This is a genomic window from Mesorhizobium sp. WSM4833, assembly GCF_055811095.1.
Map to the genome: position 1 here is coordinate 1 of NZ_JBVVQG010000012.1, position 12,302 is coordinate 12,302.

15 protein-coding genes and 1 tRNA gene are annotated in these 12,302 nt (G+C 63.0%); 9 read left to right on the forward strand and 7 right to left on the reverse strand.

Annotated elements, in window-relative coordinates:
- Positions 1–375 precede the first annotated feature (375 nt).
- A complete protein-coding gene (locus AC0L2D_RS22945; RefSeq protein ID WP_013528982.1) occupies positions 376–1,608 on the reverse strand; it encodes an ABC transporter substrate-binding protein in 1,233 nt (410 codons plus the stop codon).
- Positions 1,609–1,791: 183 nt separating this feature from the next.
- On the opposite strand from AC0L2D_RS22945, the gene AC0L2D_RS22950 reads away from it, so the two are divergent.
- From AC0L2D_RS22950 to AC0L2D_RS22960, 3 genes are read left to right on the forward strand one after another with little or no spacing between them, the layout of a single operon-like run.
- Entirely contained in the window at positions 1,792–2,580 is a 789-nt protein-coding gene (locus AC0L2D_RS22950; protein ID WP_013528981.1) for an SDR family oxidoreductase, read from the forward strand.
- Between the two features lie 2 nt (positions 2,581–2,582).
- Positions 2,583–3,650: an ABC transporter ATP-binding protein gene (locus tag AC0L2D_RS22955; RefSeq protein WP_013528980.1), complete on the forward strand. Its 1,068-nt coding sequence runs from the start codon at positions 2,583–2,585 to the stop codon at positions 3,648–3,650.
- A 10-nt stretch (positions 3,651–3,660) separates the two neighbouring features.
- Positions 3,661–4,542, forward strand: coding sequence for a MurR/RpiR family transcriptional regulator (locus tag AC0L2D_RS22960; protein ID WP_027163008.1), 882 nt, complete (start codon positions 3,661–3,663; stop codon positions 4,540–4,542).
- A 16-nt stretch (positions 4,543–4,558) separates the two neighbouring features.
- On the opposite strand, the gene AC0L2D_RS22965 is transcribed toward AC0L2D_RS22960, so the two are convergent.
- Positions 4,559–4,876 (reverse strand): DUF167 domain-containing protein, encoded by a 318-nt coding sequence (locus AC0L2D_RS22965; RefSeq protein ID WP_473542517.1) that lies wholly within the window; start codon positions 4,874–4,876, stop codon positions 4,559–4,561.
- A 13-nt stretch (positions 4,877–4,889) separates the two neighbouring features.
- Entirely contained in the window at positions 4,890–5,180 is a 291-nt protein-coding gene (locus AC0L2D_RS22970; RefSeq protein ID WP_013528977.1) for a YggT family protein, read from the reverse strand.
- Between the two features lie 160 nt (positions 5,181–5,340).
- On the opposite strand from AC0L2D_RS22970, the gene AC0L2D_RS22975 reads away from it, so the two are divergent.
- The 6 genes from AC0L2D_RS22975 to AC0L2D_RS23000 all read left to right on the forward strand — a co-directional run bounded on the left by AC0L2D_RS22975 (position 5,341) and on the right by AC0L2D_RS23000 (position 9,015).
- Positions 5,341–5,416: transfer RNA gene (locus AC0L2D_RS22975), tRNA-Ala, on the forward strand.
- 331 nt (positions 5,417–5,747) lie between these two features.
- Positions 5,748–6,497 carry a helix-turn-helix domain-containing protein gene (locus AC0L2D_RS22980; RefSeq protein ID WP_013528976.1) on the forward strand — a complete coding sequence of 250 codons (750 nt, stop codon included), beginning with the start codon at positions 5,748–5,750 and terminating at the stop codon, positions 6,495–6,497.
- Between the two features lie 530 nt (positions 6,498–7,027).
- Complete coding sequence (locus AC0L2D_RS22985; protein ID WP_245267615.1) at positions 7,028–7,990, forward strand: SagB/ThcOx family dehydrogenase; 963 nt, start codon at positions 7,028–7,030, stop codon at positions 7,988–7,990.
- Positions 7,991–8,056: 66 nt separating this feature from the next.
- A complete protein-coding gene (locus AC0L2D_RS22990) occupies positions 8,057–8,311 on the forward strand; it encodes a hypothetical protein (protein WP_013528973.1) in 255 nt (84 codons plus the stop codon).
- A gap of 4 nt (positions 8,312–8,315) precedes the next feature.
- Complete coding sequence (locus AC0L2D_RS22995) at positions 8,316–8,573, forward strand: LuxR family transcriptional regulator (protein ID WP_013528972.1); 258 nt, start codon at positions 8,316–8,318, stop codon at positions 8,571–8,573.
- Between the two features lie 121 nt (positions 8,574–8,694).
- Positions 8,695–9,015 carry a hypothetical protein gene (locus AC0L2D_RS23000; protein WP_473542521.1) on the forward strand — a complete coding sequence of 107 codons (321 nt, stop codon included), beginning with the start codon at positions 8,695–8,697 and terminating at the stop codon, positions 9,013–9,015.
- Between the two features lie 25 nt (positions 9,016–9,040).
- Here the strand turns inward: AC0L2D_RS23000 and AC0L2D_RS23005 are convergent, their stop codons facing one another.
- The 4 genes from AC0L2D_RS23005 to AC0L2D_RS23020 form a co-directional block, all read right to left on the reverse strand.
- Positions 9,041–9,985, reverse strand: coding sequence for a TonB family protein (locus tag AC0L2D_RS23005; RefSeq protein ID WP_473542523.1), 945 nt, complete (start codon positions 9,983–9,985; stop codon positions 9,041–9,043).
- Complete coding sequence (gene exbD, locus AC0L2D_RS23010; RefSeq protein ID WP_473542525.1) at positions 9,982–10,449, reverse strand: TonB system transport protein ExbD; 468 nt, start codon at positions 10,447–10,449, stop codon at positions 9,982–9,984. The genes AC0L2D_RS23005 and exbD overlap by 4 nt, the downstream gene beginning before the upstream one ends.
- A gap of 4 nt (positions 10,450–10,453) precedes the next feature.
- A complete protein-coding gene (exbB, locus tag AC0L2D_RS23015; protein WP_027163014.1) occupies positions 10,454–11,425 on the reverse strand; it encodes a tonB-system energizer ExbB in 972 nt (323 codons plus the stop codon).
- A 65-nt stretch (positions 11,426–11,490) separates the two neighbouring features.
- Positions 11,491–12,282: an ATP-binding cassette domain-containing protein gene (locus AC0L2D_RS23020; protein ID WP_164753497.1), complete on the reverse strand. Its 792-nt coding sequence runs from the start codon at positions 12,280–12,282 to the stop codon at positions 11,491–11,493.
- Positions 12,283–12,302 lie beyond the last annotated feature (20 nt).

Genomic DNA, 12,302 nt, shown 5'->3' on the forward strand with positions numbered 1-12,302 from the left:
AAGCCAAGGTCCGGGCGGCCACCCGGACCTTGGCTCAATCGCTCTAATCCCACGAAATCTCTCTCGTGTAGATACAAGGTGTCGAGCGAAGCTCGACGGAGTGGGGGTCGACCCCTTGGGCGCAAGGCGAGGCTTGCGCCTGGTGCTCTTCCTATATCCGTTCGCGGTGATTGCCAGGTGGTTCCCCCACTCCGTCTCGGCTTCGCCGAGCCACCTCTCCCCCCCTCCGATGGGAGAGGAAAGGAGCCTGGCTGGGCGGCGTTGACATCGACGAACTATCTTTCTGCTCGAGGCTGCAAGATGTGGCGCGCCCCGCCTGAATCTGGGGCGCGCCACGGGCGCAGGGAGATACGCCCTATTCCTTCAGCACTGCCCCTACTTCTTCAGCACCGCATTGGCCTTGGCGGCTGCGTCTTTCAAACCGGCCTCGGGGTCGCCGCCGAGATAGATCTTCTGCATGGCGTCCGACGTGATCTGGGCGACCTCTTCCCAGCCCGGGATGACCGGCGCGAAGCGGGCGTCGGGCAGCAGAGCGGTGAACGCGGCCAGATCGGCATTGTTGACGTAGTAGTCCATCTTGGCCTCTTCCTTGTTCACCGGCAGGAAGCCTTCGCCCTGTGTGAACTTGGCACGCTGCTCCGTGGTGAACAGGAAATCGAGCAGCTTCCAGGCCTCGTCCTTGTTCTTGGAGTTCTTGAACATGATGATGGAATCGGTGACGCCATAGGTGCCGCGCGCGCCGGTCGGTCCAGCGGGAATGGCCGCAACGCCGTATTTCAGGTTCGGCGCCTCGTCCTTGATCTGGTTGGACAGGAAGGGTGCGGTGATCATCATGCCGACCTTGCCCTGCTTGAATAGGTTCTGCACGTCCTCGCGGTTGTTGGAGGTGACGCCGGGTTCGGTCAGGCCTTCGTCGATCATCGACTTGTAGAGTTTGGCGGCTTCAAGCGCGCCGGGCGTGCTCAGGCCCGAAGTGCCGTCCTTGTTGAGGATTTCCGTGCCGTAGGACCACATCGCATAGTAGTAATAGACGTCGGTCTCGATCTCCTTGCCCTGCAGGCCGAAGCCGAACGTGCCGGACCCCAGAGCCTTGATCTTGCGCGCATCTTCCTGCAACTCGGTCCAGTTTGCCGGTGGCTTGGCGATGCCGGCCTTCTCGAACAGCTCCTTGTTGTAGTACATGGCGCGCGCCGAGGCAGCGATCGGCAGGCCGTAGGTCTTGCCATCCATGATCGAGGGCGACAGGAAGGTGTCGATGAAGCGGTCCTTGAAGTCGGGCTTGATGTAGCCGTCGAGCGGCTCGGCGACATCCTGCTGGACGAAGTCGATCAGCCAGCGCGTGCCGATGATCGACAGATCGGCATTGGTGCCGGCGGTGATGTCGGTGGTCAGCTTCTGCAGCAGCACATCCCACGGCACCACTTCGAACTTGACCGTGATGCCGGGGTTCGCCGCCTCGAATTCCTTCTTGACGCTGTCGAAATATGGGCCAGTCTTGGCGCTGTACTCGGCCACGGTGACCCGCACCTCGCCCGCATCCGCCTGCGCCGCAATTGCCAGCATGCTCATTCCGGCCATCAGGCCGACAGTCCATTTTGCAAGACTCATTTGAACTCTCCCATTTTGATTTTTGCGCCTGCGCGCCTCTTCGTTACCCAAGCAGAAGATTTATGTGACTTTCCTACATTATCGAGGATTTGAAGGCTTGCAAGCAGATTATTCTGTTGCTTAATTACATTTTGTGGACTAGGCCTGATCCGACCTGTCGAAGATCCCGGAGGATGACGCACGGTGGTTTCGCAAACGGAACTCGAAGGCAGGGCCGAATTCGAGGGCAAGACTGTCGTTGTGACGGGTGCGGGCGGCGGCCTCGGCACGGCCATCGTGGCGCTGATGGCGCAAAGGGGCGCCAGGGTCGTAGGCTGCGACCAGTCGAGCGAGGCGTTGAAGAGCCCGCATTTTGCCGCCCGCCACGTCTTCGATCTTCTCGACAAGGCGTCGATAGCCACGGCGATCGCCGCCATCCTCGACCGGGACGGTGTGCCCGACATTCTCATCAACAATGCCGGCTGGACGCGCGCCGAGACGCTCCCCGCGCTCAACCCCGACAGGATTGAGCAGGAACTCGACCTCAACCTGACCGGCGTGATGAATTTCGCCGATCCGCTGGTCAAGGCGATGGCCAGCCGTGGCTCTGGCAGCGTCGTCTTCATCTCCTCGGTCAACGCCATCGCGCATTTCGGCAATCCCGCCTATGCCGCGGCCAAGGCCGGCATCAACGCCTATGCCAAGGCGATCGCCGTCGAGCTCGGCCGCAGCGGCCTGCGCGCCAATGTCGTCTGCCCCGGATCGATCCGCACCGCCGCCTGGGACCACCGCCTTGCCAAGGATCCCGAAATCCTCGGCAAATTGCAGCGGCTCTATCCGCTCGGTCGCATCGTCAACGCTGCGGAAGTGGCGGAAGCCGTCGCTTTCCTTGCGTCCGATCGCGCATCGGGAGTAACAGGCGTGGTGATGCCCGTGGACGCGGGACTGACCGCCGGTTGCCTGCCCTTCATCGACGACATATTGGGAGCGTGAGCATGACCGACGTCGAGTTCCGCGACCTGTCGAAATCCTTCGGGCAGCACAAGATCCTCGAGAACATCAGCCTCGATATCAAGAGCGGCGAGTTCGTCGTCCTGGTCGGGCCGTCCGGCTGCGGCAAGTCGACCTTGCTGCGCATGCTCGCCGGCCTGGAGACGATCACTTCCGGCGATCTGTTGATCGGCGGCGTGCGCGCCAACGCGCTGCCGCCGCAGCAGCGCAACATCGCCATGGTGTTCCAGTCCTATGCGCTGTTTCCGCATCTGAAGGCATCGGACAATATCGGTTTCGGCCCGAAGATACGCGGCGAGACGCGCACGGTAATCGATGAGAAGGTTAAGAAGGCGTCCGGGGTCCTCAATCTCTTCTCCTATCTCGACCGCTATCCCCGCCAGCTGTCGGGCGGCCAGCGCCAGCGCGTCGCCATGGGCCGCGCCATCGTGCGCGAACCGTCTGTGTTCCTGTTCGACGAACCGCTGTCCAATCTCGACGCACAATTGCGCGTGCAGATGCGAGTCGAGATCAAGGCGCTGCACCAGCGGCTGAAGTCGACGATCGTCTACGTCACCCACGACCAGATCGAGGCTATGACCATGGCCGACCGCATCGTCGTGATGGATCGCGGCAGGATCCAGCAGGTCGGGGCGCCGCTGGAGCTCTATGACAGGCCGGCCAACAAGTTCGTCGCCTCCTTCCTCGGCTCGCCGTCGATGAGTTTCGTCTCGGGTTCGCTCAAGACGACGCTTGAGAAAACCTGGTTCGAATCGGCCGGCGGCGGGCGGCTGGCGCTTGCCGGCAAACAGGTGCCGGCGGACAGCGCGGTGGAGGCCGGCATCCGGCCCGAGCATTTTGTCATCGGCGAGGCTGTCGACGCGATGGCGATCAGGGTGGATGTCGTCGAGCCCACCGGCTCCGAAACACATGTCTATGGCGCTATCGGTGCTGATACGGTACGCGCCGTATTCCGTGACAGGGTGCCGGTCAGGCCGGGAGACCTGCTGCCGGTCTCGGTCGATCCCGGCAACATCCATCTGTTCGACAAGGCGACGGGCCTGCCTCTATGAAAATATCAGCATGAAGACGCCGGCCGACATCATCACGCGCCTGCAGCTGATGTCGCAGGACGGAACGAAGTCGGATCGCAAGCTGGCCGGCTTCGTGCTGGCAGACCTCGACTTCGTTTCCAAGGCGGCGATTTCGGAAATTGCCGCGCGCGTCGGTATCAGCGAGCCGACGGTGACGCGGTTCTGCCGCAACCTCGGCTGCGAGGGCCTGCGCGACTTCAAATTCTATCTGGCGCAAGCCATCGCCATCGGCGGCCAGTATCTGTCGCCGGAGCCGTTGAGCCGCGATGCCCGCGAACAGCGCATCGCTTCCGCCATCACCGAAGCGGCGATATCGGCCATCCAGCGCGCCAGCGAAAACCTCGACATGACGACGCTGGTCGCCGTCGCCGCACGCATCGCGGTTTCCGGCAATGTGCTGTGCATCGGCTCCGGTGGCATTTCGTCGATGATGGCGACCGAAATGCAGAACCGGCTGTTCAGGCTTGGCGTGTCGGTGCTGGCGCAGATCGACGGACAGTTGCAGCGCATGTACGCCGCCGTCGCCACCCCCGACACCACGCTGATCGCCTTCTCCGTCTCCGGCTATGCACGATCGGTCATCGATGCGGTGCAGGTCGCCCAGCAATATGGCGCCACGACGATCGCCATCACCCCGCCGGACTCCGCGCTCGCCAAGGTCGCCGACACGGTTATCCATTTCCAGTCGCTGGAAGACGGCAATATCTACAAGCCGACATCGTCGCGCTATGCGCTGCTGTCGATCGTCGACATGATCGTCACCTCGGTCGCCGAGACGCGCGGACCAAGGGTTCTGGAAAATCTGCGCCGCATCAAGCAGAGCGTCAACACGTTGAAAGTTGACGATCCGCGTTTGCCGCTGGGGGATTGACCCTCCGGCAAGGACATCAGGCCTGATGGCCGAGCGCCTCGATGCTTTTCGCCAGCGTCTCCGGATCGCCTTCAATGCGCACGGTCTTCAGCCGCGCCGTGCCGCCGGCGACAACCGAGACGGCGGACCCCGGCACGCCAATCGCCTTGGCAATCAGCTTTTCGAGCGCATGATTGGCGGCGCCGTTTTCCGGCACGGCGCGGACGCGCGCTTTCAGATGGCTTCGCTCGTCCGCCGTGGTCTCGAAACCTTCGAGCCTGTCCAGCGCAGCCTTCGGCGTCAGCCGGACAAACAGCTCGACGCCATCATCGCCCAGGCGAAACGGCGCGCTCATACGATCATCGGCCTCACAGGACCAGAGGCGCCACACTGGTCAATATGAACTGCCGCAGGAAGAACAGGATCAGAAGCAGGATGATCGGCGAGATGTCGATGCCGCCAAGGTCCGGCATGAAACGGCGGATCGGCCGCAACGCCGGTTCGGTCAGCCGATAGAGCATGTTGCCGATGGAACCGACGAACTGATTGCGCGAGTTGACGACGTTGAAGGCGTAAAGCCAGGAAAAGATCGCCGATGCGATGATGATCCACCAGTAGAGGTCGAGCGCCATGACGATTGTCTGAATGAGGGCGAGCATGCCGGTCTCCAATTGTTGCCGACATGTAGCCATTGCACGCGAAACCGGCAAGGGCCGCCTGCCACGGTGCGCCGGTACGGCTGCCAGGCCACTGGATTTCGGCAAACCTCCGCCTTGACAGGAAACCGCGGCGCCCGATAAATGCGCCCATCCGCTGGACGGGGCTGTAGCTCAGCTGGGAGAGCGCGTCGTTCGCAATGACGAGGTCAGGAGTTCGATCCTCCTCAGCTCCACCAGCGGATTAATTCCTCGCTCTCCGCGCCATATGCACTCCGCGACGCTCGTCCGGGCTTGCCTCCACGGCTGGCATTTGCCGTGCCGGCGCGCCTAAAAGGCCGCGCGCCGCGCCGTCTGTTTTCGCAATCTCCGGCAAGACTTTTGTCAATTGGACTTATGGCGGAAGCGCTCGTCGATTGTTTCCGTTTTTTTTGCAAACCGCCCCACTAAATTGACGTTACCAAATCAGTTTTTTCTGTGCGTTGTGGCCAAGGCGTTTCGGCGGGGGCGACCGGAGACGCTATATGGATTTCGAGTCGAAATGAAAAATCCGCCTGCGGAAGCAAAGACGTGTCAATTCGCGAGAATCTCGCTGCAAACCTTAGACGGCTGTGCAAGGACCATGCCTCCGTAAGCGCGGTATGCCGTGAGCTGCACATCAATCGCACCCAGTTCGAACGCTACCTGCAAGGGCAGACCGTTCCCAACAAGGCCACAGCCAAGCTGATATGCGACTACTTTCGCATCGACGAGGCGGAACTGTACCAGGATCCCGGCACACCCGAGCCAGTGATGCGCGGCCTGCCGCCGGTGTCCGAGAGCCTGTTCAACCAGATGATCCGCCCTCCCAGCCCTTCGATCGCGGGCGGCACCTATTTCACCTATTTCTCGATCCCGGGCCGCCTCGACCTCCTGGTGCGCTCGGTTACCTTCGTGCGGCGCGAAGCCGAACTGGTCACCTTTCGACGGGTCACCGGGTGGTCGGAGCGCCGGGGATCGACCTGGGCACGAGCGCGCGGCAATCACTATGGCGTGGCGATCTCGCGGCTGAACTGGATTTATTTCAGCGGCATCAATCGCCGCCAGACCGGAGAGCCGTCGCTGATCTCCGTGCAATGGGCTCCCATCTCCGAACCGGTGCTGATGGGCAAGGCCATGCTTCTGACGGAGGCCGGCCCGGCATTCGTGTCCGTCATCATGCGGCGCGACATTGCCAACATCCACGCAAGGGATGCCATCAGCATGGCGCATGTCATCAGTCTCGACGATCCGGGCGTCGACCAACTGGTTGTCAGCCTCACCCGGGACGGGTTGGGCTAATCCCTCGGATCGCCGTGTCTTACGCCAATTAAGAATAAGCGTACGCCGATAAAGCGTACGCCAACGATTGTCTACTCTGTATCTGAATAAAATCGATATTTTACACTTTGGTACCAAGAAAGATAATCCACGCATCCGCCTTCGACTCGTGGTTTTACTATAATTTTAACAAACCATTAACTCTTCCGACCTTACCTTTCTTCGCGCGGATCCCGTTCCGGGGGTCCTTCAACGGATCCCAGATTGGGGTCAGGAAAGGGATAAAAATGGCCAAGAAAGTGACCAATACTCCGAAGCTGACGATTGCCGCCGGCACGCAGACCGTCTTCTTTTCGCAGGGCATGCACTACAACAAGCGCTGAAGCCGTTCTGCGCCGACGAGCGGTTCGCTTGTCGGCGCCTCGGCTCCGCAGATGGCATCCAGCTTCATGAAAATGCGCTCTTCGAAAACGCTTGTTTTCTACCCTGGCCCGAACAAGGTCACGGCATGCAACTTCCTGACCAGAAGCGTATTTGAATGCAGCCCTGATATGGTCGGCCTTCTCGCATCGTGGGACAAATGGGCATCGACGGCGGACATTGCCCGCGCCCATGGCTGGTCGAAGTCCGAGCTGAAAGCTGTCGTTCCCCGGTTGCTCGATTTTTCCGCCCTGGTCACCGCCGGATCGCCTCTCGCCGAGCAGGAGGAACAGTTTTCGGGACAATGGAGTTGGGGGCTTCCGACGGCGCTGATGCATTTCTGCGTCCAGGACAGCGAATACATGACCATCGAGCAAGCGGAAGAGCGGCAGATAGAACGCGCCGGCCATACGCCGCAGCCGGACCTCCTGCTCAAGAATTCCGCCGGCGCCATCCAGCTGCCGAATGCACTGGAAGACAACGAACTTCTTGGCTTGATGGCGCGGCGCCGCACCAACCGCACGGCGGCTCAGCCCACCATCACGGCCAAACAGCTTTCCGATTGCCTGTTCGCAGGGCTCGGCATCATCGGTGAGACCGCCAATTGCGTCGGCACCCTGCCGCTTGGCATGACCCCTTCCGGCGGCGCGCGAAATCCCTATGAGGCCTATGTGGTCGCGCTCGGCGTCGATGGCCTCGAACCCGGTGTCTATCACTATTCCGCCGCCGACCACGACCTTGGCAGGATTTCCGCGAACCATCTGCCGAAGATCTCCGAACTGGTCGGCGGACAGGAGTGGGCTGACGCCATGCCGTGCCTGATCCTGCTTTGCGCCAGGCTCGACCGCACGATGTGGAAATATGAGGACGCCAACGCCTATCGTGTGGTGCTGATCGAGGCCGGCCATATCGGCCAGAACATCATGCTGGCGGCGACTAATCATGGCCTGTCGGCGTGCCCGACGGCCGCGCTCAGTCATTCCGCGATCAAGCGGCTGCTTGGTCTCGACAGCCTCACCGACGCACCGATCTATGCCTTGACCCTCTCGACCCCGGAAAGAGATCCCTCCACCGCGGGCCAATCCATCAATTAGTCGACCAACAATGTGTATTCGGCCAGTAACGCGTTCCCAGGGTATAACCAGAGACAGGAGCAGCACGTGCCAAATCAATCCTTACGCCAGTCGGAAATCGATAGTCTTCAATATATTTCGTCGATGACCAATGAGCTCGTGCAAATGGCCGAAGCAAGCCGTTTTCCGATGATCTCCTATCTGCTGGGCATGGCCTATGCAGAGGCCTTCGACGTTCTTCGCGGCGCACGGCCAGCCAGACACGCGCAGCTCAGCGGCAACCCGCTGCACCCCAAGGCGCAGGCAAAAGACAATCGCGCCGCCCAGCCACGGAGAGCCTAACGAGATGCAATCGTCAGCATGCGCGGTGGCCGGCTCGACCTCGCGGCCAAACCGCTGGGAGACGCTGTGCGCACTGCAAAGCCTGCTGCCGCTGCTGAAGAAAGCCGCGACGGACCTGCGCCGCGCCGACATGGTCTACTGGTTCGAGCAGGCAGATGCCGAGGTCGCCAACATCATCAGGGGCCACCCCTCCGATGCAACCGCAATCCCGGCCCTGATTGCATCCTGCCCGCAGGACCGGCATCCGGTCGCGCTAGCTTGATGCATGTCGCCCGCCAAAACGCCACGCGCTCATTGGCGCCGCTGAAAATGCTCTGCTCACCAGTTTTTCAATTTCAGACCGGAACCTATTGCGCGTCTGGAATGCCAAGGGGGACCTGCACATGAACATGATAGCCAACATCAGAAGCGTCGATGCCAGGGAAAGCATTTTCAGCCGGCTCGACGTCTTGATCGTCAGGCGGCCGCCATCGCCTGACGCCGCGCGGATCAAGGCCCGCCAACTCGTCTCGATGGCGATTGCCGACAGCTGCCAGGCCGACAGTCTCTGGGGTACAGTGGACGCCTTCTACGCCCATTTCGACTTCATGATGCAGACCATCGAAATCAACGGCGCCGATGCCCCGGGCCTCGAGCTGTTGCGCACGAAATGCCGTTTCTATCTCGAACAGGTCGAGGCCCTGAGCCTGTCGCTGGCCTACTGACAGGCCGCTTCGATCAAATTCGATCCTAGTTGCGCAGGCTGAACACGAACGGCGCTGTACGGCTCAGACGCGAACCGAGTTCCGGCGGCGGTGCCGGCACCGTGGCGCCTTGCAGCACGGCGAGCGCCGCACGGTCCAGATCCGCATCCCCGGAGGAACGAGAGAGCCTGGCAGACAGGACCCGGCCGGACGAGTCGACCGTGAAGGCGACATACGGCCTGCCTTCCACGCCTCGGGCCTTGGCAGAACTGGGATAGCGCGTGTGCCGCTTGATCCAGGCACCCAGACGGGAGTCCCATTTGCTGGAGTCGCCGGAGCGCGACGTCGATTCCGCTGCCTTCGGCGCGGCGGTCCTGGCCGCGGGCCGTGCGTCGGCGCTGGCGACGGTTGCCGTCTTCGGCGGAGCCGCCTTCTCCTTCTTAAGCCGCGGCTTGGGCTTCTCGACAGGTTTTTTCGCCTTGGCCTCGACCGGTTTCTTGTCTTTGACAATTTCGACCGGTTTCGGCTGCGGCAAGGGAATGACGACGTCTGGCGTGACAGCCTCGACAACATCCGGGATGACCTCATCCGGCGGCGGCTGATCGGCCTGTTCAGCCGTTTCGGTCCGGTTGGGTTCGGCCTCGTCGGGCGCGACCGCTTCCGGCGGCTCGACAACCGGCTCCGCCTTTTCGACCGGTTCTTCAGGTGTCGGCTCGGTCGTCGGTGTCGGTTCGGTCTGATCTGGCGTCACCGCGTCCAGCGCGGCGACCTGTTCTTGTACGGCCGGCATCACCACCGTCGGCGCCATCTCGATCACCTGGGCCGGTGGCGGACCGCCGTCCGCTTCGGTGACCATGGTGAGATTCTGCACTGCATAGGCGACCGCGACATGGGCTCCGAGGACCAGCGCGGCAGCACCGGCCCACAAGCCAAGGTCGCGCCAGCCGAAGCGCGACATCTGGACCGAGGGCACGGCGACCGCTTGCGTCATGGCGCCGCCGCACCGGTGGCTGTGGGCGCGGGGGCATTGGACGCGGGAGCCGTCTCCAGGCCGACCAGCGCGATCTTCAGATAGCCGGCGCCGCGCAACAGGTTCATCGCCTCCATCAGGTCGCCATAGGCGACCGCCTTGTCGGCGCGCAGGAAGATGCGCGTCTGCTTGTCACCCTTGGTCTTGGCGTCCAGCGTCGCGGCGAAAGCCGGGCGTGGCACGCCGTCATTGCCGATCGCCAGCGTCAGATCGTCCTTCAGCGTCAGGAACAGCGGTGTCTCGGGCCTCGGCGCGGGCGTTGTGGTCGAACCCGGCAGGTCGACATTGACATCCACCGTGGCCAGCGGTGCCGCGACCATGAAGATGATCAACAGCACCAGGATGACATCGATGAACGGGGTGACGTTGATCTCGTGGCTTTCCTCGAGATCGTCATCCATGGTCTGTCGGATTCTGCTTCCCATGGCGCTACTCCGCCGCCAGTGGCGCGGCCGGCGCGACGGTGCGGAAGTCTAGGTCGCGGCTGACCAGTCGTTCGACCCCTGCCGAGGCATCGGCGAGGATCTGCCGATAGCCGGCTATCGAGCGGGCGAAGACGTTGTAGATGACGACGGCCGGTATGGCCGCGACCAGGCCCATCGCGGTGGCCAGCAGCGCTTCGGCGATGCCCGGCGCGACCACGGCGAGATTGGTGGTCTGCGCCTGCGAGATGCCGATGAAGGCGTTCATGATGCCCCAGACCGTGCCGAACAGGCCGACGAAGGGCGCGGTCGAGCCGATCGTCGCCAGCACGCCGGTGCCGCGTGACATGCGCCGCGCCGCCGCCGCCTCGATGCGCGACAGGCGCGACGTAACCCGTTCCTTGAGGCCATCGCCTGAGACATGATCGAGGGCGCCGGCTGAGAGTGCGGTCTCCTCCTCGGCCGCCCGCACCAGCAGCGCGCCCGGGCCGCCGCTGCGGTCGAGGGTACTGCTGGCCTGCTTCAGCGTGGCGGCCTTGCCGATCGCCCGCACGGCGCGACGGATGCGCAGCTTGCCGCCGAAAAGCTCCAGCGACTTGGCCAGCCATATCGTCCAGGTGACGAGGGAGGCAAAGGCCAGCCCGATCATCACCGCCTTGACGACGATATCGGCCGCCATGAACATGCCCCATGGCGACAGGTCATGCGGCAAGGTCAATTCCATCGCCGTCGAAGGTCCGGCCTCGGCTGGCGCGGCCGTGTTCGGCTGGGTGCCCGGCTGCGAAGGCGCCATCGTGGCCGGCGGAGCGACTGCCGGTGCGGCGGGCGCCGGCGCAATCGGCGCTGGGGCCGTGGGAGCAGCCGGGGTGGGGGCATCAATCGCCGGCGCGGCACCGGCCGGTTGCTCCTGGGCCATCGCGCTGCCGGCCGACAGGATGACGGATGCGACCAACGCCGCCAACAAACCAGTTCTCGACAACAGCTTCTTCCTTGTTCTCACAGCGGCCAGCCGCCTTCTATTTCCCGCCGCCGCATCAGATCTCGTCACTGCACATAGCCGACAGGCTGACCGGTGACGGGGTGCGCGAACACGCCCATCTCCACGCCGAAAATGCCTTTCAGCACATCGCTGCGCATGATTTCGCCGGGCGTGCCGCGCGTCAGCAGCTTGCCGTCCTTGAGCGCGATCAGCTCGTCGCAGTAGCGCGCCGCCATGTTGGGATCGTGCAGCACGACGACGACGCACAGGTCGCGTTTGCGGCTGAGCTCCTTGACCAGCCCGAGCACCTCGACCTGATGGGCGATGTCGAGTGCTGAGATCGGCTCGTCGAGCAGCATGACGCCGGCGTTCTGCGCCACCAGCATGGCGAGCCAGGCGCGCTGGCGCTCGCCGCCCGACAATTCGTCCACCAGCCGGTCGGCAAAACCTTCCATGTCGGTCAGGGCCAGCGCCTCCTCGACATGCTGCCTGTCCTGCGCGCGGAAACGGCCAAGCGCGCCGTGCCAGGGATAGCGTCCCAACGTCGCCAGTTCGCGCACGGTCAGGCCAGTCGCCGCCGGTGTCGTCTGCGGCAGATAGGCAAGCGCGCGGGCAAATTCGCGGGCGCCCCATTGCGGCAGCGGACGCTTGGCGAAAGTGATGGCGCCTGAACTCGCCGGCTGCTGGCGCGCCATGAGCTTGATCAGCGTCGACTTGCCCGAACCATTGTGGCCGATCAGCCCATAGACGCGCGAGCGCTCCAGTTCGAGCGAGACCGGACCGAGCAGCGTCCGCTCGCCGACGGCAAAGCGCACCGCGTCGATATGGAAGGCAGTCTGGGCATCAATTCCAGCCATGCTCATGGCTTTTCTCCAGT

Bases quoted from the DNA above. Each gene is read 5' to 3' on its own strand.
- AC0L2D_RS22965 (WP_473542517.1), bottom strand. From the start codon at position 4,876: ATGAGCGCGCCGTTTCGCCTGGGCGATGATGGCGTCGAGCTGTTTGTC.
- AC0L2D_RS22995 (WP_013528972.1), top strand. From the start codon at position 8,316: ATGCAATCGTCAGCATGCGCGGTGGCCGGCTCGACCTCGCGGCCAAAC.
- AC0L2D_RS22970 (WP_013528977.1), bottom strand. From the start codon at position 5,180: ATGCTCGCCCTCATTCAGACAATCGTCATGGCGCTCGACCTCTACTGG.
- AC0L2D_RS22955 (WP_013528980.1), top strand. From the start codon at position 2,583: ATGACCGACGTCGAGTTCCGCGACCTGTCGAAATCCTTCGGGCAGCAC.
- AC0L2D_RS22960 (WP_027163008.1), top strand. From the start codon at position 3,661: ATGAAGACGCCGGCCGACATCATCACGCGCCTGCAGCTGATGTCGCAG.
- AC0L2D_RS22985 (WP_245267615.1), top strand. From the start codon at position 7,028: ATGGTCGGCCTTCTCGCATCGTGGGACAAATGGGCATCGACGGCGGAC.
- exbD (WP_473542525.1), bottom strand. From the start codon at position 10,449: ATGGGAAGCAGAATCCGACAGACCATGGATGACGATCTCGAGGAAAGC.
- AC0L2D_RS23005 (WP_473542523.1), bottom strand. From the start codon at position 9,985: ATGACGCAAGCGGTCGCCGTGCCCTCGGTCCAGATGTCGCGCTTCGGC.
- AC0L2D_RS22945 (WP_013528982.1), bottom strand. From the start codon at position 1,608: ATGAGTCTTGCAAAATGGACTGTCGGCCTGATGGCCGGAATGAGCATG.
- AC0L2D_RS23020 (WP_164753497.1), bottom strand. From the start codon at position 12,282: ATGGCTGGAATTGATGCCCAGACTGCCTTCCATATCGACGCGGTGCGC.
- AC0L2D_RS23000 (WP_473542521.1), top strand. From the start codon at position 8,695: ATGAACATGATAGCCAACATCAGAAGCGTCGATGCCAGGGAAAGCATT.